Origin of the sequence: Streptomyces sp. MA5143a, assembly GCF_900290235.1 — a bacterium.
Lineage (GTDB): Bacteria > Actinomycetota > Actinomycetes > Streptomycetales > Streptomycetaceae > Streptomyces.
Map to the genome: position 1 here is coordinate 80,644 of NZ_OLMK01000017.1, position 24,735 is coordinate 105,378.

Genomic DNA, 24,735 nt, shown 5'->3' on the forward strand with positions numbered 1-24,735 from the left:
TGCACCACCCAAGCTAGCGTCCTACCGGTCCGAGCGGGCGAATACCGCCACGGTCCGCCCCGGAACGGCGAACGTGCCGGATTCCGCCTCGTACGACGCGGACTTGACGGTAGAGTCCGCGCCCTCCGCCTGCACCGGGTGCAGGGCGTAGGCCGTTCCGGCGAGGTCCGTCACCGTCTGCTTCGCCTTCTCGGGGGTGGCGTTGAAGACGACGACGAGGTCGCCGAGCTCCATGGTGATCACGCCGGGGGTCTCGTCCTTGCCCGACAGCGGGAAGGAGAGCTTCGACTGGACCTGTCCGGTGGTGTCGAGGGAGAAGTCGCCCTCCGTCGAGCGGATCCGCAGCAGGTCCCGGTAGGCCGCCGAGGCGCCCTCGATCTGGTCACAGCCGACGGAGACCGTGGTCAGCAGGGGCTTGGCGTACGACCACTTGGCCTTGTTGTCGGTGGCCGGGGGCAGGCCGCGGCCGAAGCCGTTGCCGTCGCGGCAGTCCCAGTGGATCGCGTTGAACCAGTCGCCGCTGTCGTAGGAGTTGCGGTCGAGGGACTTGGAGCGCAGCAGGTCGGTGCCCGCCTGGGAGAGGGAGGGGCCCTGGGAGAGGGCGGCCGTGGCCATGGCGAGGACCTGCATGCGCGACCGGTCGGCGGCGCTCGTCGACTTCGGCAGTTTGAAGGCCAGCGCGTCGAACAGTGACTCGTTGTCGTGGGCGTCGACGTAGGCGAGGGCGTCGCCGGGGGCCTTCGCGTAGCCGGCGGCGCTGCCGTTGTAGTCGACCTCGGAGCCCTTGACCTCCTTGCCGCTGGTGTCGGTGAACCGGTAGTCGGCGAGGTTGCCGCTCAGGCCGACCTTGACGAGGTCCTGGTAGTGCAGCAGCCGGGACTTCTGCTCGGCCGGGGTGCCGTTGCCCGCGGAGGAGTTGGGCTCGGTGTAGAGGCCGGAGGCGAAGCCCTGGACGCCGGGGTCCTCGTCGAAGGGGCCGCCGCCGCGGACGGCGTCACGGGCGCGGTCGGAGAAGGTGGCGATGCCGGTGCCGGCCATGTTCTTCTGCGTGGCCTGGGTGAAGCGGGCGTCGTCGGCGACCTCGCCGAAGTTCCAGCCCTCCCCGTACAGGATGATCTTCTTGCCGTCGACGCCGTCCTTGGCGGGGGTCAGCGCGTCGAGGGCCTTGCGGACGGCGAGGATGTTGGCCTTGGGGTGGTGGCCCATGAGGTCGAAGCGGAAGCCGTCGACCTTGTACTCCTTGGCCCAGGTGACGATCGAGTCGACGACGAGCTTGCCCATCATCGTGTTCTCGGGCGCGGTGTTGGCGCAGCAGGTGCTGGTCGCGACGGAGCCGTCGGCGAGGAGCCGCTGGTAGTAGCCGGGGACGACCTTGTCGAGGACGCTGGTCTTGGCCTGGCCGCTCGCGGTGGTGTGGTTGTAGACCACGTCCATCACGACCCGCAGCCCGTCGTCGTTGAGCGACTTCACCATCGTGCGGAACTCGACCGTGCGCCGGGTGCCGTTCGGGTCGGTCGCGTACGAGCCCTCGGGGACCGTGTAGTGGTACGGGTCGTAGCCCCAGTTGAAGGCGTCCTTCGCGGCGGCCTTCGTCACGCACTCCTGCTGCTGCTCGGAGTCGGCGGCGTAGGAGCCGAGGTCGCAGTCGGGGGTCGCCTGGTCGGCCTTCCTCTCGGGGATGGTGGCGATGTCGAAGGCGGGCAGCAGGTGCACGTACGACGTGCCGGCCTTCGCCAGCCGCCGCAGGTGCCTGGAGCCGGCGCTGTCCTGGTCGGTGAAGGCGAGGTAGGTGCCCTGGTCCTTGGCGGGGACCGTCCTGTCGGCGATCGAGAAGTCGCGGATGTGCAGCTCCTGGATCTGCGCGTCCTTCAGCGGTACCGCCTTCGGCTTGTCGTACGACGTCCAGCCGCGCGGGGCGAGGGAGCGGTCGGCGAGGTCGACGACGAGGCTGCGCTCCGAGTCGGTGGTGAGGGCGACGGAGTACGGGTCGGTGACCTTGTTGGTGACGACCTTGCCGACGCTGGGCGCCCACACCTTGACGGTGTACCGGTAGGGCTTGCCCTTCCAGGACTTCGGGCCGGTGACGGACCAGACGCCGGTGGCGCCGTTCCGCTTCATGGCCACCTTCGTGCCGTCGAGGTCGAGGGAGACCTGCTGGGCGGTGGGCGCCCAGACGGCGAGGGTGGGGCGGCCGTCGCGGAAGGTCGGGCCGAGGTCGGCGTCGGATCCGTCGTAGAGGTCGTCGAGCACACCGGCGATCTGCACGCCCGTCGCCGCGAGCACGGCGCCGTTCGCGGCCCGCTGGGAGGCGACGAGCTGGCCGCGCAGGGCCTCGCGGACCCGGTCGCGGTCACGAGGGTCGACGGTCCAGGCGGTGTACGCCTTCAGGTGCGGGTACTTCGCCTTCTGGGCGTCGGTGAGGGACGACTTGGTGAGGCGGAGCCAGCGCTCGTCGGTGCTGGTGAGCGCGCCGTCCTTCACCTTGATCGAGCCGGTGCGGGAGTACAGCAGCTGGGTGGAGGCGGCGGCCTCGTCGCCGTTCCAGGCGAGGGTGTTCCGGTCGATCCAGATCGCCTTGGAGGTCGTCAGGTCGAGGGCGGCGGCGGACCCGGCGGGCTGCGGGAGCAGGTACTTCTCCTGGCCGCTGAGGAGCCACACCTCGTGACCGTTCGCCTTGAGATCGAGGGACTGGTCGGAGGGGAGGTCCTTCTCGTCGCCCTTGTGGAGGATGTAGCTGAGGCTGGTGGCGCCCTCGGCGAGGGGCACCTCGAATACGGCGCCGTACGCGTCGGTCCGCACCGGCTCCAGCGGCTTGGACCAGTCGGTGGGGTTGGCGGCCCCGGCCCAGACGTGCAGGCCCCAGCCGTCGTACGTGCCGTCGGCACGGTGGTAGTGCAGGACGGCCTTGGACGTGTCCTGCTCCGGGTACTCGCCGGCCGGCTTCTCCGTGCGGACGGCCTCCTTGCCCTGCTCGACCCAGATCTCCCCGGTCCTGGTGACGTCGATGGAGCGGTCGGCGGAGACGTCCTTGGTGCCGTCCTTGTCGATGACGAGGTAGCCGACGTTCGAGGCGCCGGGCTTCAGCCTGACGTAGGCGAAGGCGCCGTAGGCGTCCCGTCCGACGAAGTCGTGCCCCTCCGGCCAGGTGGTGCCCTCACCGTCGGCGATGTCGCCCCAGGCGTACAGCCGCCAGTCGGTGTAGTCGCCGTCGGCGCGCTTGTAGTGGACGATCGCGTAGTCGCGGGAGGAGGCGGTCGGGATCTCGGGAGCGGGCGGGGTGCCGGTGGTGGAGGTCGCCGTGGCGCTCGCGGTGCGGCCGGCCGAGTCGATCACGACGGCCTTGTAGCGCAGGGCGGTTCCGGCGGGGACGTCCTTGCCCACGGTGTGGGTGACCTTGTAGGGGGCGTGGTCGGCGGAGCCCAGCGTCCTCCACTTGCCGTTGCCGGTCTGGGCGGCGAAGACGACACGGTTGAGCTGACCACCGTCGACATCCGCGCCGATCTCGACGGTGCCGGTGGCGCCGGCGGCCGGGGCCTTGAGCGTGAGGGACGGCTTGGCGGCGGGCTTGGCGAGCGGGCCTGCGGCCTTGAGGACGACGGAGGAGCCGGCCGGGACGGTGACGGTGACCTTGCGGTCGGAGTCGCTCTTGACCTGCTCCTTCGTCCCGTAGATGCCCTTGAAGGTCATGCCCGCCGAACCGGTCGCGAAGGTCGCCGACTTGGCGTCGTCCGCGTTGTTGAAGGCAACGACGTACTCGACGCCGGTGCGGGCGTCGGTACGGGAGAAGGCGTAGACGCCGGCGCCGTCGGCCGCGTAACGCTCGGTCTGGACGCCGTCGGCGAGGGCCGGGTGAGCCTTGCGGAGCCCCGCGAGCGCGCTGATCCGCCGGTAGAGCGGCGCCTTCGTGTCGTAGGCGTCCGTGGCGTGGGTGCGGTCGGTGCCCAGCTGGTCGTCGTCCAGGTAGTCGGCGACCTTGGAGGCGAAGAGGGTCTGGCGGGCGTCCTTGTCGCCGCCGGCGCCGGTGAAGCCCTGTTCGTCGCCGTAGTAGACGACCGGGTTGCCGCGGCTGAGGAACATCAGCTCGTTGGCGAGCCGGTCCTTGGCGAGCAGCTCGGCGTCGCCGGCCTTCGGGTCGTCCTGCTTGAGGAAGGTCCCGATGCGGCCCATGTCGTGGTTGCCGAGGAAGGTGACCTGCTCGTACGCGTTGGCCTTGTCGGTCGTGTACTTGTAGTCGTCACCGAACACGGCGGCCAGCTTGCGGGCGCTGCCGCCTTGGGAGGCGTACGAGCGGGCCGCGTCCTGGAAGGGGAAGTCGAGGGTGGAGTCGAGGCGGCCCTGGGTGACGTACGGGGAGGTCACGGAGGTGTCGGCGGAGTAGACCTCGCCGAACATGAAGAAGTCGTCCCGGCCCTTCTTCGCCGCGTACGCGTCGAGCGCGGTCGCCCACCGGGTCCAGAACTCGGTGTTGACGTGCTTGACGGTGTCGATGCGGAAGCCGTCGATGCGGAAGTCCCTGACCCACTTCTCGTAGATCTTCTCCATGCCCTCGACGACCTCGGGACGCTCGGTCCACAGGTCGTCGAGCCCGACGAAGTCGCCGTAGGTGGCGGACTCGCCGGCCCAGGTGGAGTCGCCCCGGTTGTGGTACATCGTCGGGTCGTTGAGCCAGGCCGGGACCTTGAGGTCCTTCTTCGACGGCGGCACGACGGGCGTCCGGGGGAAGGACTTCCGGTCGACCTTCGGGAACGCCTTGGCGCCGTCCGCGTAGTCGGCGTCGTCGAAGGGCCTCCCGTCCTTGGTGAGGTAGGGGAAGGCGCCCTTGGAGAGGTAGTCGTAGGACTTCTGCTCGTAGTCGACGACGTCCGCCGTGTGGTTGGTGATGACGTCGAAGAAGACCTTCATGCCCTTGGCGTGGGCCTTGGAGATGAGGGTCTCCAGGTCCTTGTTGGTGCCGAAGTGCGGGTCGACCTTGGTGAAGTCGGTGATCCAGTAGCCGTGGTAGCCGGCCGAGGCGTTGGCGCCCGTGCCCTGCACGGGCTGGTTCTTGAAGATCGGGGCCAGCCAGATGGCGGTGGTGCCGAGGCCCTTGATGTAGTCGAGCCGCCGGGTGAGGCCCTTGAGGTCGCCGCCCTGGTAGAAGCCCTTGTCGGTGGGGTCGTACCCGGTGGCGAGGCGGGAGCCGGTCAGCCCGCCCTTGTCGTTCGACTTGTCCCCATTGGCGAAACGATCCGGCAGGACGAAGTAGAACTGTTCGCGGGTCAGGTCGTGGCGGGCGGGCTCGGCGGCCAGCTTCGCGTCGGACGGCGGCGGGGGCGGTGCCGCGGCCCCCGCCGCGAGCGGCTGGACGAGCGCTGCGGTCAGCGCGGTCACGGTGACCGCGCCGACCACGGCGGCCCGTTCGGCACGGGCGGTACGGCGCCTCGACGGCGTCGGCCATCTGGGTATCACAGAGGGACTCCTAGCGATGACGGCTCTGGGGGCGTTGTGAAAGTCCCGCACAACACCCTCTGGTGGGTCCGACCCCGCGCGACCGTATCGCCGCCGAAAGGTTTTCAGCAAGAGGCTTGAAAGCACCGGTAAGTGCTTTCAGTTCGGCACGAGAGGGTCAACAGCCGGACTTACCGGCATGGATCGCCAGTGCGGTGTTCGAGCCGAGGGTGGCGGTGAACTGACCGGAGCCGTTCACGGACACCGTCGTGTTGTTCTGGACGTTGCAGTACGTGCCGGCCGGGAGCGAGGTCTGGTACGTCCGGGTCAGGCTGCCCGACTCGTGGTTGATGGCCACGAAGCCCTTGCTGCCGCGCCCGAAGGCGATCGCGTCGCCCCCGTTGTCCCACCAGTCGGTGACGGACTCGCCGCGCGTGGCGTTCCGGAAGGGCACCATGCGCATGATCTCCGGCCAGGCGTGCTGGCACTTCCAGCCGTCCTGCCAGCAGGCGTTGACGGTGCCTCCGTTGGGCGGTCCGGCGTCCGTGGAGGAGAACTCGTAGCCGGAGTGGATGTCCGGGGCCCCGTACGGGTACGCCAGCATGAAGACGTTGGCCAGGGTGTAGGTGGCGTTGTCCTTGTAGCTGAGCGTGGAGCCGTTGCGCTCGGTGTCGTGGTTGTCGACGAAGACACCGGCGACGGAGCTGTTCATATAGCCCCAGCCCTCGCCGTAGTTCTTGAGGTAGGCGAGGTTCTCGTTGTTGAAGACCCGCTTGAGGTCGAACGCGTAGCGGAACTCCTGGACGTCGCCGTTGCCGGTGTACTCGGTCGGCTGGACGGCCTCGCCGGCGCCGTAGATGGCCTCCTGCTTCCAGTAGACCGACGGGTTGGTCAGCCGTGACTTGATGGCGGCCAGGTCGGCGGCCGGGATGTGCTTGGCCGCGTCGACGCGGAAGCCGTCGACGCCGTAGCCGAGCAGGGTGTTCATGTAGCCGGCGATGGCCGAGCGGACGTAGTCCTCGCCGGTGTCCAGGTCGGCGAGGCCGACGAGTTCGCAGTTCTGGACGTTGGCGCGGTCCTGGTAGTTCGTGATCTGCGCGGTGCAGTTGTCGAAGTCGAACGAGGAGTACAGACCGGGGTAGGTGTACTTCGTGTACGACGAGCCGCCGGTGCCGGTGCCGCTGCCCGCCGCCATGTGGTTGACGACCGTGTCGACGACGACCTTCACACCGGCCGCATGACACGTGTCGACCATGTTCCTGAAGGCGGTGGCGTCACCGAGGCGGCCCGCGATGCGGTAGCTCACGGGCTGGTACGACGTCCACCACTGCGAGCCCTGTATGTGCTCGGCGGGCGGCGAGACCTGGACGTATCCATAGCCGTTGGGGCCGAGAGTGGTGGTGCACTCCTTGGCCACCGAGGCGAATGTCCACTCGAAGAGGACGGCGGTGACGTCCTTCGCGCCGGGAGGGGAGGCGTACGCGCCGCCCGTGGGGACGGTCAGCGCGAGGGACGCGCCCGCCACGAGGGCGAGTACGCCGGAGAGGGTTCTGCTGGCCATGTGGGGTCCTTCTCCGTTGAAGGGGTCCTGGGGGCTCCGAAGGGGAGTCAGGGAGCCGGTGCGCGCAAGATCCGTTGCCGATTCTTGCTGCAAGATGGCTGAAAACTTTCAACCGCCCAGAAGGTACGAGCCAGTTCACGGAACGGTCAACCCTCCCGACACACGTTCTTCACCGCCGCGAAATGTCTTCACAGGCACCGGGGTTGAGGAAGGGCGGGGGCGCTCAGCACAGGTACTCGGGGCGAACTGAGTAGGTGCGCTCTGTCGGGCGGTGCCGCGCGGCCGGGACGCTGACGGCATGACTCGACGACAGAGCAACTTCGCCGCCCAGCCGTTGATGGTTCTCGTGCTGGCGGTGGCGTCATCGGCGATGTGGGCCGCCTGGCTGGGCTGGGACCAGCAGCCCGATGTGCACCCCGACGGTTCGACGACCGGACCCTATGCGGCGTGGCAGGTGATCGGGCTGGTGCTGACCCTGTTCGCGGCGGTGTACTGGGCGGCGTCGCACCGGTACTTCGTGGGCGCGGTGGCCGGGACCACGGCGGGGCTGACCGTCGCCGCGTTCTACGACTGGTCGGACGACGCGAGCGGCCTCTTCGTCATCGGCGTGGGCATGGTCATGCTGGGAAGCCTCGCCGCGACGGCCACCGCCTCGGCGCTGATCGCCGCCGCGAAGGGGGGCGGCGGCCGGGTCATGGCGTGACGGCGGCGCCCGCGGACGACGGCTGAGGCCCGCCGCCCCCTTCCGGGGCGGCGGGCCTCAGCCGTCGCGCGTGTGGACCGCGGTGGTCGTACCGGTCAGGCCGTCGTCCACCACACGGTGGTGTCCGCCGGCAGCTTCGCCTCGTCCCCGGCGACGGTCGGCTCGCCACTGGCGACCAGGACCCGACCGTACGCGGGGATCGTGACCGACTCGCCCGTGGTGTTGGCGACGCACACGAAGTCGCCCCGGCGGAAGGCGAGGACGCCCTCGGGGGCCTTCAGCCACTCGACGGAGTCGCCCGCGCCGAGGTGGGGCTGCTCACGGCGGACGGCGAGCGCGGTGCGGTACAGCTCCAGGGTGGAACCCTCGACGCCCGTCTGCGCCTCGACGCTCAGGTCGCCCCACTCGGCGGGCTGCGGCAGCCACGAGCCGCCCGCGCCGAAGCCGTACGAGGACCCGGTGCGGGTCCACGGGATCGGCACCCGGCAGCCGTCACGGAAGCCGTCCTGGCCGGCGCCACGGAAGTAGGCGGGGTCCTGGCGCACCTCGTCGGGCAGGTCGACGACGTCCGGCAGGCCCAGCTCCTCGCCCTGGTAGACGTAGGCCGAGCCGGGCAGCGCCAGCATCAGCAGCGTCGCCGCCCGGGCGCGCCTGAGGCCCAGCTCGCGGTCGCCGGCGAGGCGGATCTGCGTGCCGAGGCCCGGCGCGTTGGCGAAGCGGGTGGCGTGGCGGGTCACGTCGTGGTTGGACAGCACCCAGGTGGCGGGCGCGCCCACCGGGCGCATCGCGTCCAGGGTGCGGTCGATGACGACCTTCAGCTCGGCCGCGTCCCATTCCGTCGACAGGTACTGGAAGTTGAACGCCTGGTGCAGCTCGTCCGGGCGGACGTAGTTCGCCGTGCGCTCGACGGTAGGCGTCCAGGCTTCGGCGACGAAGATTCGCTCCCCGGCGTACTCGTCGAGCACCAGACGCCACTCGCGGTAGACGGCGTGCACACCGTCCTGGTCGAAGAACGGCATGACATCGTTGCCCAGCAGTTTCAGCTGCTCGTGGGAGCCGAGGTCGGGCAGGCCCTCGGCCTTCACCAGGCCGTGCGCCACGTCGATGCGGAAGCCGTCGACGCCCATGTCGAGCCAGAAGCGCAGGATGGAGCGGAACTCGTCGCCGACGGCCGGGTGCTCCCAGTTGAAGTCGGGCTGCTCGGGCGCGAACAGGTGCAGGTACCACTCCCCCGGCGTGCCGTCGGGCTCCGTCACCCGCGTCCAGGCCGGACCGCCGAAGATCGACTCCCAGTCGTTCGGCGGGAGCTCGCCGTTCTCGCCCTTGCCGGGGCGGAAGTGGTAGCGGTCGCGCAGCGGCGAGCCGGGGCCCTCCGCCACCGCACGCTTGAACCATTCGTGCTGGTCGGAGGAGTGGTTGGGGACGAGGTCGACGATGACCCGCAGGCCCAGGTCGTGGGCGCCGCGGATGAGCGCGTCGGCGTCCAGCAGATTGCCGAACATGGGGTCGACGGCGCGGTAGTCGGCGACGTCGTACCCGGCGTCGGCCTGCGGGGAGGCGTAGAAGGGGGACAGCCAGACGGCGTCCACACCGAGGTCACGCAGGTAGGGCAGGCGGGAGCGCACGCCCTCCAGGTCGCCCATGCCGTCGCCGTTGCTGTCGGCGAAGCTGCGCGGGTAGACCTGGTAGATCACCGCGTCCCGCCACCAGTCGCGGCGGGAGGCGACCGTGGCGAGCGCGGAGTTGTCGGCCGGGTCGATGGCGGAGTGCTGGCTCATGACGTCCTTGGTACGTAAGGGAGTGCGGGGCATCGGAGTCTCGGATCGGTCGACGAGGCGGCCGCGGTGACAGCGGGGTCTGGGGGTCCCCCCTGCTCGGAGAGCTTGGGGGAGGGCACCGCGGCCGCCACCCGTACGGCAAGGCGTACGGGAGTCTTCGAGGTGGCGGGCTCAGCCCTTGGTGCCACCGGCGGTCAGACCCGTGACCAGGTTCTTCTGCACGAGGTAGAAGAACGCGGAGACGGGGAGCGCGACGAGGACCGCCGTGGCGAACATGAGGTTCTGCTGGGCGTCGTGCTCACTGACGAAGCTCTGCAGGCCGACCGCGAAGGTGTACTTCGTGTCCGACAGCATGAACGTCGAGGCAAAGGCGACCTCCCCGAACGCGGTGATGAAGCTGTAGAACGCGGCCACCGCCAGCCCGGGCTTGGCGAGCGGCAGGATGAGCCGCGCGAACGTGCCGAAGGGGGTCAGCCCGTCGACGCGTCCGGCCTCGTCGATCTCGAACGGGATCGTGTCGAAGTACCCCTTCAGCAGCCAGGCGCAGTACGGCACGGCCGTCGAGCAGTAGACGAGGATGAGACCAAGGTAGCTGTCGATGAGCTGGAGTTCCGACAGGATCTCGTACATCGGCACCATCAGTACGGCAACCGGGAACATCTGGGTCACCAGGAGCACCCACATGAACTTGCGGTAACCCGGGAACCGCATGCGGGAGACCGCGTAGCCGGTGGTCGCGGAGATCAGCACACCGATGACGGTCGTGCCGAGCGACACGACGAGGGTGCTGACCAGCCAGTCGAAGAACCCCGTCTTCTGGAGCACGAACGTGTAGTTGTCGAACGTCATCTTGCCCGGGATGCGACCGGGGTGCAGATAGTCGTCCTTGTCCGGGCCGAGGGAGAGGAAGACCAGCCAGGCGATCGGGAAGAGCGCGACCAGGCTCGCCACGATGAGGACGGCGTGCGAGGTGAGGGAGCCGGCGAGGCCGCGCTCACCACGCCCGCGCGGGGGGCGCGGGGTGGCGGTCGGCGCGGGCGAGGGGTCCGCCGCAGCCGTGGTCTTGACGGTCGTGGTGCTCATGGGGGCTCCTGCCTCAGATCGCGAGCTGCTGCTCATCGCGGTTCAGCCAGCGGCGGTAGACGGAGGTGAAGACGATCAGGATGGCCAGCAGCAGGATGCCGTAGGCCGCCGACTGCGCGAAGTCACGCGGCTGCTGTCCGAAGCCGAGGTAGTACGCCCAGGTCACGAGGATCTGCGCCTCGGGCGCGGTGTCGCCGAACAGCAGGAAGATGACGGCGAACTGGTTGAAGGTCCAGATCACCCCGAGCAGGACGACGGTGGAGCTGACCGAGCGCAGACCCGGCAGGGTGACGTACCGGAAGCGCTGCCAGGCGCTCGCGCCGTCCATCTCGGCGGCCTCGTACAGGGAGGCGTCGATGGACTGGAGGCCGCCGAGCAGCGAGACCATCATGAACGGCACACCGCACCAGGTGTTCACCATGATCGCGGCGAACCGCTGCCAGAAGGTGTCCTCCAGCCACAGCGGGGCCGGCAGGTGCAGGGCTTCGAGGGCGGCGTTGATGATGCCGCCGTCGGCGAGCATGAACCGCCAGCCGAACACGGTGACGAAGGTGGGCACCGCCCAGGGCAGGACCAGGATCAGCCGGTAGAAGGTGCGGCCGCGCAGCTTCTGGTTGAGCAGCAGCGCGAGACCGAGGCCGATGACGTAGTGCAGGGTGACGCAGAGCGCCGTCCAGACGATCGTCCAGATGAAGTGCGACCAGAAGCGGTCGTACGCGGTCGGGCCCCACAGGATGTCGGCGTAGTTGTCGAAGCCGATGAACTCGTAGGTCGCCTCGATGTGGTTGACGCCGATCGTGCGCGCCGAATTGAGGCTGTTGGCGTTGGTGAGCGTGAGGTAGAAGCCGCGGACCAGCGGATACACCACGAGGACACCGAGCACGACGACCACCGGGGCGATCATCGCGTAGGCGTACCAGTGGCGCTGGTAGGCGTGCTTCAGACGCGACAGCGGACCCGGGCGCCCGCCCTGCTCACCGCGGCGCTTGCCGGTCGCTCGGTCGATGGCGACTGTCATCGTTCGACACCTTCTGGAAGATCACTGGAAGATCGGGCCGGCCGGTACACGGGCCGGTTCCGGCTGGTACGCGGGCCGGGTGGCCGCCGCGTCCGTCCCCCGACAGGTCGGTCGGACGCGGCGGCCACACGGGGTCACTTGCTGTAGTCCGGGACCAGCTTGGCGATCGAGGTCTCCGCGCTGCTCAGACCCTTGTCCAGGGACTTCTTGCCCCCGGCGATGGCGAGCAGCTCGGTGTCGAGCGGGCCCCACAGCGAGCTGTACTCGGGCAGCTCGGGACGCGGCTGGGCGGCGGCGAGGACCGTCTGGTAGCCGGCGATGCCCGGGTCGGCCTTGACCTCGGTGGTGTAGGCGTCGTCACGCGTGGGCAGCGTGGAGTTCTTCAGGGCGATGGTCTCCTGGGACTTCGCCGAGGTCATGAACTTCACGAACTTCAGCGAGGCCTCCTGGTGCGCCTTGTCGGAACCGGCGTAGACCGAGAGGTTGTGGCCGCCGGTCGGGGCGCCGGCCTTGCCGCTGGAGCCGGCCGGGACGGTGGCGATGCCCAGGTTGGCCTTGTCCTTGAACGCGGCGCCCTTGTAGAAGTTCGTGATCTCCCACGGGCCCTGGATGATCGAGGCGACCTTGCCGTTGACGAAGGCGTCCTGGATGTGGGCGTAGGCGTCGGCGGTGGTGTCCGCCTTGTGCAGGCCCTTGCCGTCGAACAGGCTCAGCCAGGTCTCGTAGCCCTTCACGGCCGCGGGGGACTTGACCGTGATCTTCTTGGCGGCGACGTCGACGGTGTCGGCGCCCTCGCCGTAGAGGAAGGACTGGGCGTAGTACGCCTGGGTGGAGCCCCAGTAGCCGTCGACGCCGGTCTTGCTCTTGATGGTGGCGGCGGCCTTCTTCAGGTCGGCCCAGCTCTTGGGGGCCTCCTTGATGCCGGCCTTCTCGTAGAGCTCCTTGTTGTAGACCAGCGCGAGGGTGTCGGTGACGAACGGGACGCCGTAGGTCTTGCCGTCGTACTGGGCCTGCTTGATCAGGTTGGGCTGGAACTTGTCCTGGTCCGCGAGGGCCTCGGTGCCGTCCAGGGGCAGGAAGAAGCCCTTCTTGGCGAAGGCGGGCGTCCAGCCGACCTCGGAGCGCAGGATGTCCGGGGCGCCCTTGGAACCGGCGGCGGTGTCGAACTTGTTCTGCGCCTGGTCGAAGGGCACGTTGACGTACTTGACCTTGATGTCCTTGTTGGCGGCCTCGAACTCCTTGACCAAGGCCTTGTACGTCGGTGCCTCATTGGTGGCGTTGGACGTGTCCCACCAGGTGATGGTGACCGGACCGCCGGCCGAGTCGCCGCTGTCACTTCCGCCGCAGGCCGTCGCCGCGAGGGCGAGGGACGCCACCAGCGCGGTGGCCGCTATGCCACGCCGCATGAGATCTCCTTGAGGGTTAAGCCCGTGTGCTGGGAGAAGGGCCCCGTCCGCCGCTTCCTCCGAGTGCCGGCACGCCGTTGCCGCCGCCGGGCGTGGCCGAACGTAACAGCGATGTAAGCCGGACGAAAGACCTTGCTGCAAAAAGATGCAAGAAGCGGTGATGGTTACTCCGTCGTGACCTGCGCTCAACTGCCCCGCTACCCGGCATCGGGGCCGATCAAGGAGGGTGTGGGTGGTCGTGAAAGACTCTGCAAGCTCTTGCCACACCGGGGCAGGGACGGGAATCATCAGCCCGTCAGCTCTTGCGAAATCCATCTCTACGCGCAGGGGCGCCCCCACGGACACCGACCAGAATCACGAGGGACCGCGATGACGCAGCAGCCCGCAGTGGGCCGCACCCCCGCCCGCACCCGACGCCGGGCCGGTGGGCAAGCGGATGCCCGGCCGGTACAGTCCGGTCCTGTGACCACACGGCTTGCCGACATCGCAACCCAGGCGGGGGTCAGCGAGGCGACTGTCAGCCGCGTCCTGAACGGGAAGCCGGGCGTCGCCGCGACCACTCGCCAGTCCGTCCTGGCCGCCCTCGACGTCCTGGGCTACGAGCGGCCGGTACGGCTGCGGCAGCGCAGCGCGGGTCTGGTGGGCCTCATAACCCCGGAGCTGGAGAATCCGATATTCCCGGCGCTGGCCCAGGTCATCGGGCAGGCACTGACCCGGCAGGGTTACACCCCGGTCCTCGCCACCCAGACTCCCGGCGGATCCACGGAGGACGAGCTGACGGAGATGCTCGTCGACCGCGGTGTCGCCGGCATCATCTTCGTCTCCGGGCTGCACGCGGACACCTCCGCGGACATGCAGCGCTATGAGCAACTGCGGGCGCAGGGTGTGCCGTTCGTGCTCGTCGACGGGTTCTCCCCCAAGGTGCAGGCGCCTTTCATCTCACCGGACGACCGTGCGGCGATGAGTCTCGCGGTGACGCATCTGGCGTCGCTGGGCCACACCCGTATCGGGCTGGCCCTGGGCCCCAAGCGGTTCGTGCCCGTGCAGCGCAAGATCGAGGGGTTCGTCCGCACGATGCAGGAGCAGTTGGGCCTGGACGCCGCGGCCATCGAGACCGAGCTGGTCCAGCACTCCCTCTACACGCTGGAGGGCGGTCAGGCGGCGGCGACGGCGCTGATCGACCGGGACTGCACGGCGGTGGTGTGCGCGAGCGACATGATGGCGCTGGGCGCGATCCGGGCGGCCCGGCAGCGGGGCCTGGAGGTCCCCCGGGACGTCTCGGTGGTCGGCTTCGACGACTCCCCGCTGATCGCCTTCACCGACCCGCCGCTGACGACGATCCGCAAGCCGGTCCCCGCGATGGGGCAGGCGGCGGTGCGCACGTTGCTGGAGGAGATCGGCGGGACTCCGGCGCCCCACAGTGAGTTCGTGTTCATGCCGGAGCTGGTGGTGCGGGGGTCGACCGCTTCGGCGCCCGGGGATCGCAGTCGTACTTAAGGCGGAGAGAACGGGGGTGGGGACAATACGTGCGTATGAGGCGACCCCTGGTGGTACCCCGGAGAACGTGCGGAGAGAACCCGACCAGAGGATGATCGGTGGGGGATGGCTTATCTGGCAGACTCTGTGCCCATGGGTGAAACGACCGTGACGACACTGGAGGAAGGCCGGGAGCAGGCCGCTCCGCGGTCCGTCACGGACGCGCCGGAGCAAGGGCGTCTGCACCGACTGAGGGCTCCGCGCCGCCCGCGTGTCTGGTTCGAGATCCTGCTGATCGCGGTGAGCTACTGGACGTACTCGCTGATCCGCAACGCGGTCCCGGAGCAGAAGGCCCAGGCCCTCACCAACGCCGACTGGATCTGGTCGGTCGAGCATCACCTGGGGATCGCCGTCGAGCAGACGATCAACCATGCGGTGAACTCGGTCACATGGCTGATCGTCGGCATGAACTACTACTACGCGACGCTGCACTTCGTGGTCACGCTCGGTGTCCTGGTGTGGCTCTACCGTAGTCATCCCGGTCGGTACGCGGCGACGCGTCTGGTGCTGTTCGCGACGACGGCGGTGGCCCTGGTCGGCTACTACTTCTACCCGCTGGCCCCGCCGCGCCTGATGACCGGCGAGAACTTCATCGACACGGTCGTGGTGCACCAGACCTGGGGCTCCATGGCGTCCGGCGACCTGAAGAACATGTCCAACCAGTACGCGGCCATGCCCTCCATGCACATCGGCTGGTCCCTGTGGTGCGGCCTGACGATCTTCGCGCTGGCCTCGGTGCCGTGGGTTCGGGTGCTGGGCCTGCTGTACCCCACGCTGACGCTCGTGGTCATCGTCGCGACCGCCAACCACTTCTGGCTGGACGCGGTCGGCGGGATGCTCTGCCTGGCCTTCGGCTACGCGGTGGCACGGCTCTGGTACGGATCGATGCCGTACGCGCTGCCGCGCCAGGTGACCGCGGGCGACGGGGGCCGCATGATGGCGCCGGTGAAGGCGTAGCGCGCGACGCTCGCGCCCCCGCGAGGCGTTCCGAAGCCCTTCTCAGTCCCGGTTGCGGCCACCGGTGATACTTGTTACTCCCGGCCGGTCACGTCCCGTAGAACAAGTCCTCCACGACTGCCCGAGCCCGCCGCGTGGTCCTCCGGTAGTCGTCGAGCATGTCCCCCACATGACCCGGCCCATAGCCCAGGTAACGCCCCACCGCGGCCACCTCACGGCTGTCGGAGGGGAACGTGTCGCCGGCCCTCCCCCGCACCAGCATGACCGCGTTGCGGACCCGCGTCGCGAGGACCCACGCCTCGTCGAGGGTCGCCGCCTCCTCGTCCGTGACGAGGCCGGCCTCCCGCGCCGCGCCCAGCGCGGCCCGCGTACGGGTCGTGCGCAGGCCCGCCTCGCGCCGCCCGTGGCGGAGCTGGAGGAGCTGGACGGTCCACTCGACGTCGGAGAGACCGCCGCGGCCGAGCTTGGTGTGGAGGGTCGGGTCGGCGCCGCGCGGCAGCCGCTCCGACTCCATCCGGGCCTTGAGCCGGCGGATCTCGCGGACCGCGTCCTCCGCGAGTCCGTCCGCCGGGTAGCGGAGCGGGTCGACCAGGTCGCCGAAGCGGCGGCCGAGGTCCTCGTCCCCGGCGACCGGCTCGGCCCGCAGCAGGGCGTGGGACTCCCAGACCAGGGACCACCGGCGGTAGTACGCCTCGTAGGACTTCAGGGTCCGTACGAGGGGCCCCGACTTGCCCTCGGGGCGCAGGTCGGCGTCGATGAGGAGCGGCGGGTCGGCGCTGGGGAGCTGGAGCAGGCGGCGCATCTCGGCGACGACCGTGTTCGCGGCGCGGGCCGCCTCCTGCTCGTCGGCGCCCTCCCTCGGCTCGTGGACGAACAGGACGTCGGCGTCGGAGCCGTAGCCCAGTTCGTGGCCGCCGAAGCGGCCCATGCCGATGACGGCGAACCGGGTGGGCAGGGTGTCGCCCCAGCCCTCGCGAACGACGGCGCGCAGGGTGCCCGCGAGGGTCGCCGCGGTGAGGTCGGAGATCGCGCCGCCGACCAGGTCGACCAGCGCGCCCTGGTCGGCGGTGGCCGGGGACGCCTCGGTGCCGTAGGAGCCGACGATGTCCGCGGCGGCCGTACGGAAGAGTTCGCGGCGCCGTACGCCGCGTGCGGCCGTGACGCCCTGGGCGGCGCCGTCGGCGCGGCGGACGGCGGCGAGGATCTCCTGTTCGAGGTGGGCGCGGCCGCGGGGTTCGAGGCCGCCGGCGCCGCCGTCCCCGTCGCCGAGGAGGGCGACGGCCTCGGGGGCGCGCATGAGGAGGTCGGGGGCGAGGCGCCCGGCGGACAGGACCCGGGCGAGGTTCTCGGCGGCGGCGCCCTCGTCGCGCAACAACCGCAGATACCAGGGGGTCTTGCCGAGGGCGTCGGAGACCTTGCGGAAGTTGAGGAGTCCGGCGTCCGGGTCGGCGGAGTCGGCGAACCAGCCCAGCAGGACGGGCAGGAGGGTGCGTTGGATGGCGGCCTTGCGGGTGACGCCGGAGGCCAGGGCCTCCAGGTGGCGCAGGGCGGAGGCCGGGTCGGCGTAGCCGAGGGCGACGAGCCGTTCGCGGGCCGCGTCGGCGCTCAGCCGGGCCTCGCCGGGCGCGAGTTGGGCGACGGCGTCGAGGAGCGGGCGGTAGAACAGCTTCTCGTGCAGTCGCCGTACGACGGCCGCGTGGCGCCGCCACTCGCGGTTCAGGTCGGCGACCGGCTCGGTGCGCAGGCCCAGCGAGCGCCCGATGCGCCGCAGGTCGTTCTCGCCCTCGGGGACGAGATGGGTGCGGCGCAGCCGGTAGAGCTGGATGCGGTGCTCCATGGAGCGCAGGAAGCGGTAGGCGGCGTCGAGCTGGGCGGCGTCGACGCGGCCCACGTATCCGCCGGCGGCGAGGGCGCCCAGCGCGTCGAGGGTGGTGCCGCTGCGCAGCGAGGTGTCGGCGCGCCCGTGGACCAGCTGGAGCAGCTGCACGGCGAACTCGACGTCCCGCAGGCCGCCCGGTCCCAGCTTCAGCTGGCGGTCGATCTCGGCGGCCGGGATGTTCTCGACGACCCGGCGACGCATGCGCTGTACGTCGGCGACGAAGTTCTCCCGCTCGGCGGCCTTCCACACGAGGGGTTCGAGCGCGGCGACGTACTGCTCCCCCAGGTCGAGGTCCCCCGCCACCGGGCGGGCCTTCAGCAGGGCCTGGAACTCCCAGGTCTTCGCCCACCGCTGGTAGTAGGCGAGGTGGCTGCTGAGCGTCCGTACGAGCGGGCCGTTGCGGCCCTCCGGCCGCAGATTGGCGTCGACGGGCCAGATGCTGCCCTCGACGGTCGTCTCGGAGCAGATCCGCATCATGTGCGAGGCGAGCCGGGTGGCCGCGCGGACGGCTGCCTGCTCGTCGGCGCCGTCCGCGGTCTCCCCGACGAAGATGACGTCGACGTCGGAGACGTAGTTCAGCTCGTGGCCGCCGCACTTGCCCATCGCGATCACCGCGAGCCGGCACAGCGCCGCGTCCTCGGGCGCGGCCGCGCTCGCCATGGCGAGGGCCGCGCGGAGGGTGGCGGTGGCGAGGTCGGCGAGTTCGGCGGCGGCCTGGGCGACATCGGTGGTGCCGCACACGTCACGGGCGGCGATCGACAGCAGACAGCGGCGGTAGGCGACCCGGAGGGAGACGGGGTCGGTGGCCTCGGCGAGGCCGCGTTCGAACTCCTCGACCCCCGGATGCAGGTCCTGCGGTTCGTAGGTGACGAGCGCCTGCCAGTCGTGCGGGTGCCGTGCGAGGTGCTCGCCCAGCGCGGCGGACGCGCCGAGCACACCCAGCAGCCGGTCCCGCAGGGGCTTCGCCGCGGTCAGCGTGTCCAGCACCTTGCGCCGGTCCGTGTGGTCCGGCTGCCCCTCCAGCAGCCGGACGAGCCCCGCGAGCGCGAGGTCCGGATCGGCGGTCGCCCCCAGCGCGTCCAGCAGCACCGGATCACTGCGTACGGCCGCCAGCTCCGTACCCTCCAGCAGCCGCTCGGCCGCCGAGGGATCCGTGAAACCGTGCCGCAGCAGTCGCGAGAACGTGCTGCTCCTGCGCCCCGGCGCCGTCATCCCCGGCCTCCCGTATCGATCGAGCCCGATCAAGGATCAAGGTCGTACGGCCCGAGCCTAACCGGAGTACCGGAGGGCTGACGCCGGGCCTGCCCGGTAGGACGGTCGCGGCCGCGTGCATCAGACGGCCCCCGTCGCGGCGTACCGGCAGCCTTCGAGGCGGCGGTACCACCACACGTCGGGGCGCCACTGCCGGCGTACGTCGGCGAAGGGGTCGGGGAGGGTGCGGTCCAGGTAGCCCGCGTCGAGGGCGGCGACCAGGCGCCCCAGCTCGGTGCGGGGCCGCAGCGGCAGGCCGCGCAGAACGGCGCCGAGGACGTCACGGGCGTGCCGCACGTCCCTGAGCGAGCAGCCGCGGCACCCGCACTCCTCCAGGGAGGGATAGCGGGGCCGGCGGCCGGGAGGCGCGAGGAACGCCCGGTAGCGCCGGAGCGCGCGGTCGGTGACGCCGGGGAAGACGTCGCAATGGTTCGACAGGGCCTCGAACCGGTGGACGGCGAGGCTGGTGCGGGCCGAGAGCCCGTGGATGCGGTCGGGTGAAGGCGTGTCCCACCTGAACGGACGGTGTCGTACGCGCCGTGCCGCGCGCAGTGCGCCGGGCCGGTTACGCGGCATCGGCCTTTCGGTGGGCGGTGGGCACATCGAGGTACGCGGTCATGAGCACATCATGACGCAACCTCGCGGCACATGGCACGTGACGCACGCCATGGGGCCGACGGTCCACGACCGTCGGCCCCACTCGTCGCTACGGCGGAAAACCGCTCTGACCTGCGCCTACAGCACCGGCAGGTTCTTCCGCAGCTCGAACGCGGTGACCTCGGAGCGGTACTCCTCCCACTCCTGCTTCTTGTTGCGCAGGAAGAAGTCGAAGACATGCTCGCCGAGGGTTTCCGCGACGAGGTCGCTGCGCTCCATGAGGGCCAGGGCCTCGCCGAGGTTCTGCGGGAGCGGCTCGATGCCCATCGCGCGGCGCTCCGCGTCGGAGAGGGCCCAGACGTCGTCCTCGGCGCCCGGCGGGAGCTCGTAGCCCTCCTCGATGCCCTTGAGGCCGGCGGCCAGCAGGAGCGCGTACGCAAGATACGGGTTCGCGCCCGAGTCCAGGGAGCGGACCTCGACGCGTGCCGAGCCCGTCTTGCCGGGCTTGTACATGGGGACCCGGACCAGGGCCGAGCGGTTGTTGTGGCCCCAGCAGATGTACGAGGGGGCCTCGCCACCGGCGCCCGCGGTGCGCTCGGTGCCGCCCCAGATGCGCTTGTAGGAGTTCACCCACTGGTTCGTCACCGCGGAGATCTCGGCCGCGTGCTTGAGCAGGCCCGCGATGAAGGAGCGGCCCACCTTCGACAGCTGGTACTCCGCGCCGGACTCGTAGAACGCGTTCCGGTCGCCCTCGAAGAGGGAGAGGTGCGTGTGCATGCCCGAGCCGGGGTGCTCCGAGAACGGCTTCGGCATGAAGGTCGCCTGGACGCCCTGCTCCAGTGCCACCTGCTTCATGACCAGGCGGAACGTCATGATGTTGTCGGCCGTCGACAGCGCGTCGGCGTAGCGCAGGTCGATCTCCTGCTGGCCGGGGGCGCCCTCGTGGTGGGAGAACTCGACCGAGATGCCCATCGACTCCAGCATGGTGATCGCCTGGCGGCGGAAGTCCATGCCGACGTTCTGGGGGGTGTGGTCGAAGTAGCCCGAGTTGTCGGCCGGGGTGGGGCGGGAGCCGTCGAGCGGCTTGTCCTTCAGCAGGAAGAACTCGATCTCGGGGTGCGTGTAGAAGGTGAACCCCAGGTCGGAGGCCTTGGCCAGGGCGCGCTTGAGGACGTAGCGCGGGTCGGCGAAGGACGGGGAGCCGTCCGGCATCAGGATGTCGCAGAACATCCGGGCCGTACCCGGGGCCTCCGCGCGCCACGGCAGGACCTGGAACGTCGACGGGTCCGGCTTGGCGATCATGTCGGACTCGTACACCCGGGCGAAGCCCTCGATGGCGGAGCCGTCGAAGCCGATGCCCTCGTCAAACGCCTGTTCCAGCTCGGCAGGGGCCACGGCCACGGACTTCAGGAAGCCCAGCACGTCCGTGAACCACAGGCGTACGAAACGGATGTCGCGCTCCTCCAAGGTACGGAGCACGAACTCCTGCTGCTTGTCCATCTTCCGCTTCCACCCATTCCTTGCTGGTCAGGCCGTCCTGCTCCCGAGCGACGGGATGCGGTCGGGCGTCTGAGCATCCCACCACAACACCATTTCACGCGTGTTGCGCACCTTGATCGGCGGACCGACCACGGGCTGAACGGCAGGCGTACGGCAGATGTACCGCGCGCGGCACCGCTCAACCGCTCCGCTGCCCATCTTGCCTGCTCGCGCGCCCCCGCGTAACGCCCACGGCGTCCGGTATACGGCCGCGGCCGTACCCGTCCGTAACGCCCTGGTCATCACCGCGCGCCTCTCCCGCCCCGCGCGCGACCATGGGGGAGGCGGGATCCCTCGTTTACGAGAGGGAGCCCATCAAATTACGATCAGCTGGTCCTACTGTCCCATCCGCCTCATCCCCCACTAAGGACTCAACCCATGGCCGCCAAGAACACCAGCAGCGCGGCGCGCAAGGCGCGCATCGAGGAGATGCGCCGTGCCGAGCGCTCCCGTGAGCGCCGGAACCGGATCCTCGTGATCGGCGCCAGCGTGGTGATAGTCGCCGGCCTCGTCGTCGGCGGCACGGTCCTGATCCGCTCGCAGGCGGACAACAACAGCGACAGCAGCAGCACGGCGAGCGACGCCAAGGGCAAGGGCAAGTTCACGACGGACGCGGACGGCGTCAAGACGTGGAGCACCAAGCTCACCCAGAACCACGTCACCAAGTCGGTGACCTACCCGATGACGCCCCCGGTCGGCGGCGACCACAACCCTGTCTGGCAGAACTGCAACGGCGACGTCTACGACAAGGCCGTCAAGAACGAGAACGCCGTGCACTCCCTGGAGCACGGCGCGGTCTGGGTGACGTACAACGACAAGGCCTCCGAGGCGGACGTCAAGGCGCTCGCGGCGAAGGTCAAGAAGACCCCGTACACGCTGATGAGCCCGGTCGAGGACCAGAAGGACCCGATCATGCTCAGCGCCTGGGGGCACCAGCGCACGGTGACCAGCGCCACCGACCCGAACGTGGACAAGTTCTTCCAGAAGTTCGTCCAGGGGGAACAGACGCCCGAGCCGGGTGCCGCCTGCACCAACGGCATTTCCTGACGACCGGCGAACGCGATCTGGAACAGTGGGACAGATGAAGCACATCGGTTGGATCGCCTCCGGCGCCGCGGCGGTACTCGTCGCGGCCGGGGCGATCACGTACGCGGTCGCCGACGGCGACGACTCCGGGCTGAAGGCCCCCGCCACGGACTCCGCGGACGCGGGGTTCGCCCGGGACATGGCGGTCCACCACCAGCAGGCCGTCGAGATGTCGTACATCGTCCGTGACCGCACGGACGACGAGGAGATCCGGCGGCTCGCGTACGACATCGCGCAGACCCAGGCCAACCAGCGCGGCATGATGATCGGCTGGCTCGACCTGTGGGGGCTGCCGAAGGTGTCGTCGCAGAAGCCGATGGCCTGGATGGGCATGGGTGACATGTCCTCCGGCGAGGACGGCTCCCTGATGCCCGGCATGGCGACCGACGCGGAGATGGCGAAACTCGGCAAGCTCAACGGCAAGCAGGCCGAGATCTTCTTCCTCCAGCTGATGACCGACCACCACAAGGGCGGCATCCACATGGCGGAGGGCTGCGTCGCCAAGTGCACGGTCGGCGTGGAGAAGAAGCTGGCCCAGGGCATGGTCAACGCCCAGGAGTCCGAGATCGCGCTGATGACGGACCTGCTGAAGGCCCGCGGGGCCGCCCCCCGCCCGTAGGACGACACCCGCCCGCGCCCCCACCGGCCCGCCCGACACCTCGTCGAGCGGGCCGACGGCTGTGACACGGCGGGCCCTCGATGCATCGGGGGCCATGACGCCCCGGGGACGTATGCCGCAAATCCCTTGCACATACGGTTCCTTGGGGTGTCGATACGTTCGCTTGGGGGCTTCTTGGCCCAGCCGTGCCCCGAGCCATTCCCTGGCATGAACGGTTCATCGCGAGAGTGGCCGAGGCCGAGTGATCCACACGCATCCACCGGATCCGCTCAGCCCACCCCACCCACTCGCGACGAACCGCATCCCAGGGGGTTCATCCATGAGATCCACGAGGTCACGGCGTGCCGCGCTGCGCGCCGGCGCGAGCCTGGCCACCGCACTGCCCCTGCTCGTCGGCGCGCTGACGCTGGGCGCGCCCACGGCGCAGGCCGCGCCCCACCCCGGACGGGACACCCTGCGGGGGACGAGGCCCGCGTGGGCCACCGCCCAGGCCGACCGGGGAGCCGCCGCCGACAGCTCCTCCCTCTCCCTCCGCGTCTATCTGGCCGGCCGGGACGCCGACGGGCTGGCCGCCTACGCCAGGGCCGTCTCCGACCCGTCGTCGGCGTCGTACGGCAGGTATCTGAGCGCCGCGCGGGCGCGGGCACGCTTCGGCGCGACCCCCGCGCAGGTGTCGGCCGTGAAGTCCTGGCTCACGGGGGCCGGACTGCGGATCACCGGCACGACCCGGCGCTATGTCACGGTCACCGGTGACGTGGCCGCCGCGGAGCGGGCCTTCGGCACCCAGCTGCACAACTACCGCAAGGACGGCCACACCTATCGCGCGCCCACCGCGACGGCCTCCGCACCGGCCGCCCTGAACGGCGCCGTCCTCACCGTCACCGGCCTGGACACGGCACCCCACCGGGCCACCCACGACGACCAACTGCCGCCGCCGGGCGCCGTGTTCCGCAACGCCGGGCCGTTCTCCTCGTACTACGGCTCGAACATCGCGAGCACCCTGCCGGACGCGTACGGCAAGAAGATCCCGTACGCGGTGAAGGGCTACACCGGCCGGCAGCTGCGGGCCGCGTACGGCGCGGGCCGGTACACCGGCAAGGGGGTGCGCGTCGCCATCACCGACGCGTACGCCTCCCCGACGATCGCCGCGGACGCGGCCGCCTACGCGGGCGGGCACGGCGACGCGCCGTACGGCGCGGGCCAGTTGCGGCAGGTCCTGCCGAAGAACTACACCCACACCGAGGACTGCCAGGCATCCGGCTGGTACGGCGAGGAGACCCTCGACGTCGAGGCCGTGCACGCGGTCGCTCCGGACGCGAGGATCACCTATGTGGGCGCCTCGTCCTGCCAGGACGACGACCTGCTCGACGCGCTCGGCCGCATCGTCGACGGCCATCTGGCCGACATCGTCTCCAACTCCTGGGGCGACATCGAGGCCCATCAGACGCCGGCCCTCGCGGCCGCCTACGACCAGGTGTTCCAGCTGGGCGCGGTCGAGGGCGTCGGCTTCTACTTCTCCTCCGGCGACGACGGGGACGAGGTCGCCAACACCGGGACGAAGCAGGTCGACACCCCGGCGAACTCGGCGTGGGTGACGGCGGTCGGCGGTACGTCCCTGGCCGTCGGCAGGAACGACACGTATCTGTGGGAGACCGGCTGGGGCACGCTCAAGTCGACGCTCGCCGACGACGGCGGGAGCTGGACGGACTTCCCCGGCGCCTTCACCTCCGGCGCGGGCGGCGGCACCAGCAGGACGGTCGCCGAGCCGTTCTACCAGCGGGGTGTCGTCCCGCACGCCCTCGCCACGGCCAACAGCGCGGCCGGCAACCGCGTCGTCCCGGACATCGCGGCGATCGCCGACCCCAACACCGGTTTCCTGGTCGGGCAGACGCAGTCCTTCCCGGACGGGTCGCAGCGGTACAGCGAGTACCGGATCGGCGGCACCTCCCTCGCCGCGCCGGTCGTCGCGGCCGTCCAGTCCCTCGCCCAGCAGGCCCGCGGCGGCCGGCCGCTCGGCTTCGCCAACCCGGCCATCTACGCCCGCTACGGCACGAAGGCGTACCACGACGTGACCGACACCCCCGTCAGCGGCACGGGGCTGGCCGTGGCCCGCGTCGACTACGCCAACACCTACGACGCCTCCGAGGGGCTGGTCACATCCGTGCGCACGCTCGGCCGGGACAGCTCCCTGACGGCGGTACGCGGCTACGACGACGTGACGGGCGTGGGATCGCCCGCGCGGGGCTACGTGGAGTCGTACGTCCGATGAGGTGAGCGAAGCGCGCCGGGGTGCCC

At 70.2% G+C, this 24,735-nt stretch carries 15 protein-coding genes; 6 read left to right on the plus strand and 9 right to left on the minus strand.

Features of this window, described 5'->3' with window-relative positions; all coding sequences use genetic code 11:
• Window positions 1-21: 21 nt before the first annotated feature.
• Window positions 22-5,448, minus strand: coding sequence for a pullulanase-type alpha-1,6-glucosidase (pulA, locus tag SMA5143A_RS08900; RefSeq protein ID WP_107462357.1), 5,427 nt, complete (start codon window positions 5,446-5,448; stop codon window positions 22-24).
• A gap of 157 nt (window positions 5,449-5,605) precedes the next feature.
• Entirely contained in the window at window positions 5,606-6,988 is a 1,383-nt protein-coding gene (locus SMA5143A_RS08905; protein ID WP_107462358.1) for an alpha-amylase, read from the minus strand.
• A gap of 298 nt (window positions 6,989-7,286) precedes the next feature.
• Here SMA5143A_RS08905 and SMA5143A_RS08910 point away from each other — a divergent pair, with 298 nt between their 5' ends.
• Window positions 7,287-7,691: a hypothetical protein gene (locus SMA5143A_RS08910; protein ID WP_107462359.1), complete on the plus strand. Its 405-nt coding sequence runs from the start codon at window positions 7,287-7,289 to the stop codon at window positions 7,689-7,691.
• A gap of 95 nt (window positions 7,692-7,786) precedes the next feature.
• Here SMA5143A_RS08910 and SMA5143A_RS08915 read toward each other — a convergent pair whose 3' ends face one another.
• The 4 genes from SMA5143A_RS08915 to SMA5143A_RS08930 form a co-directional block, all read right to left on the minus strand.
• On the minus strand, window positions 7,787-9,469 hold the full coding sequence (locus SMA5143A_RS08915) for a glycoside hydrolase family 13 protein (RefSeq protein ID WP_181361794.1): 1,683 nt from the start codon (window positions 9,467-9,469) through the stop codon (window positions 7,787-7,789).
• 171 nt (window positions 9,470-9,640) lie between these two features.
• The gene (locus tag SMA5143A_RS08920; protein ID WP_107462360.1) at window positions 9,641-10,552 is read right to left on the minus strand and encodes a sugar ABC transporter permease; all 912 of its coding nucleotides are present in this window, start codon (window positions 10,550-10,552) and stop codon (window positions 9,641-9,643) included.
• A gap of 13 nt (window positions 10,553-10,565) precedes the next feature.
• A complete protein-coding gene (locus SMA5143A_RS08925) occupies window positions 10,566-11,570 on the minus strand; it encodes a carbohydrate ABC transporter permease (RefSeq protein ID WP_107462361.1) in 1,005 nt (334 codons plus the stop codon).
• Between the two features lie 134 nt (window positions 11,571-11,704).
• Window positions 11,705-12,976, minus strand: coding sequence for an extracellular solute-binding protein (locus SMA5143A_RS08930; RefSeq protein ID WP_107462362.1), 1,272 nt, complete (start codon window positions 12,974-12,976; stop codon window positions 11,705-11,707).
• A gap of 462 nt (window positions 12,977-13,438) precedes the next feature.
• On the opposite strand from SMA5143A_RS08930, the gene SMA5143A_RS08935 reads away from it, so the two are divergent.
• Window positions 13,439-14,473 (plus strand): LacI family DNA-binding transcriptional regulator, encoded by a 1,035-nt coding sequence (locus SMA5143A_RS08935; protein ID WP_306790882.1) that lies wholly within the window; start codon window positions 13,439-13,441, stop codon window positions 14,471-14,473.
• A 132-nt stretch (window positions 14,474-14,605) separates the two neighbouring features.
• Complete coding sequence (locus SMA5143A_RS08940) at window positions 14,606-15,469, plus strand: phosphatase PAP2 family protein (protein WP_107462363.1); 864 nt, start codon at window positions 14,606-14,608, stop codon at window positions 15,467-15,469.
• A gap of 88 nt (window positions 15,470-15,557) precedes the next feature.
• Here SMA5143A_RS08940 and SMA5143A_RS08945 read toward each other — a convergent pair whose 3' ends face one another.
• From SMA5143A_RS08945 to SMA5143A_RS08955, 3 genes are all read right to left on the minus strand, one after another.
• A complete protein-coding gene (locus SMA5143A_RS08945; protein ID WP_107462364.1) occupies window positions 15,558-18,560 on the minus strand; it encodes a bifunctional [glutamine synthetase] adenylyltransferase/[glutamine synthetase]-adenylyl-L-tyrosine phosphorylase in 3,003 nt (1,000 codons plus the stop codon).
• A gap of 120 nt (window positions 18,561-18,680) precedes the next feature.
• Window positions 18,681-19,175 (minus strand): hypothetical protein, encoded by a 495-nt coding sequence (locus tag SMA5143A_RS08950; protein ID WP_107462365.1) that lies wholly within the window; start codon window positions 19,173-19,175, stop codon window positions 18,681-18,683.
• 159 nt (window positions 19,176-19,334) lie between these two features.
• Window positions 19,335-20,696 (minus strand): glutamine synthetase family protein, encoded by a 1,362-nt coding sequence (locus tag SMA5143A_RS08955; protein ID WP_099963987.1) that lies wholly within the window; start codon window positions 20,694-20,696, stop codon window positions 19,335-19,337.
• Between the two features lie 417 nt (window positions 20,697-21,113).
• On the opposite strand from SMA5143A_RS08955, the gene SMA5143A_RS08960 reads away from it, so the two are divergent.
• The 3 genes from SMA5143A_RS08960 to SMA5143A_RS08970 all read left to right on the plus strand — a co-directional run bounded on the left by SMA5143A_RS08960 (window position 21,114) and on the right by SMA5143A_RS08970 (window position 24,709).
• Window positions 21,114-21,782, plus strand: a complete 669-nt coding sequence (locus tag SMA5143A_RS08960; RefSeq protein WP_107462366.1) for a DUF3105 domain-containing protein — start codon at window positions 21,114-21,116, stop codon at window positions 21,780-21,782.
• A gap of 34 nt (window positions 21,783-21,816) precedes the next feature.
• Entirely contained in the window at window positions 21,817-22,440 is a 624-nt protein-coding gene (locus SMA5143A_RS08965) for a DUF305 domain-containing protein (RefSeq protein WP_107462367.1), read from the plus strand.
• 319 nt (window positions 22,441-22,759) lie between these two features.
• Window positions 22,760-24,709 (plus strand): S53 family peptidase, encoded by a 1,950-nt coding sequence (locus tag SMA5143A_RS08970; protein WP_107462368.1) that lies wholly within the window; start codon window positions 22,760-22,762, stop codon window positions 24,707-24,709.
• Window positions 24,710-24,735: the final 26 nt, after the last annotated feature.

Excerpts from the sequence above, each read along its gene's own strand:
- SMA5143A_RS08940 (WP_107462363.1), top strand. The coding sequence starts at position 14,606 with ATGGGTGAAACGACCGTGACGACACTGGAGGAAGGCCGGGAGCAGGCC.
- SMA5143A_RS08950 (WP_107462365.1), bottom strand. The coding sequence starts at position 19,175 with ATGCCGCGTAACCGGCCCGGCGCACTGCGCGCGGCACGGCGCGTACGA.
- SMA5143A_RS08945 (WP_107462364.1), bottom strand. The coding sequence starts at position 18,560 with ATGACGGCGCCGGGGCGCAGGAGCAGCACGTTCTCGCGACTGCTGCGG.
- SMA5143A_RS08960 (WP_107462366.1), top strand. The coding sequence starts at position 21,114 with ATGGCCGCCAAGAACACCAGCAGCGCGGCGCGCAAGGCGCGCATCGAG.
- SMA5143A_RS08910 (WP_107462359.1), top strand. The coding sequence starts at position 7,287 with ATGACTCGACGACAGAGCAACTTCGCCGCCCAGCCGTTGATGGTTCTC.
- SMA5143A_RS08925 (WP_107462361.1), bottom strand. The coding sequence starts at position 11,570 with ATGACAGTCGCCATCGACCGAGCGACCGGCAAGCGCCGCGGTGAGCAG.
- SMA5143A_RS08905 (WP_107462358.1), bottom strand. The coding sequence starts at position 6,988 with ATGGCCAGCAGAACCCTCTCCGGCGTACTCGCCCTCGTGGCGGGCGCG.
- SMA5143A_RS08965 (WP_107462367.1), top strand. The coding sequence starts at position 21,817 with ATGAAGCACATCGGTTGGATCGCCTCCGGCGCCGCGGCGGTACTCGTC.
- SMA5143A_RS08955 (WP_099963987.1), bottom strand. The coding sequence starts at position 20,696 with ATGGACAAGCAGCAGGAGTTCGTGCTCCGTACCTTGGAGGAGCGCGAC.
- SMA5143A_RS08920 (WP_107462360.1), bottom strand. The coding sequence starts at position 10,552 with ATGAGCACCACGACCGTCAAGACCACGGCTGCGGCGGACCCCTCGCCC.
- SMA5143A_RS08930 (WP_107462362.1), bottom strand. The coding sequence starts at position 12,976 with ATGCGGCGTGGCATAGCGGCCACCGCGCTGGTGGCGTCCCTCGCCCTC.
- SMA5143A_RS08915 (WP_181361794.1), bottom strand. The coding sequence starts at position 9,469 with ATGAGCCAGCACTCCGCCATCGACCCGGCCGACAACTCCGCGCTCGCC.
- SMA5143A_RS08970 (WP_107462368.1), top strand. The coding sequence starts at position 22,760 with ATGAGATCCACGAGGTCACGGCGTGCCGCGCTGCGCGCCGGCGCGAGC.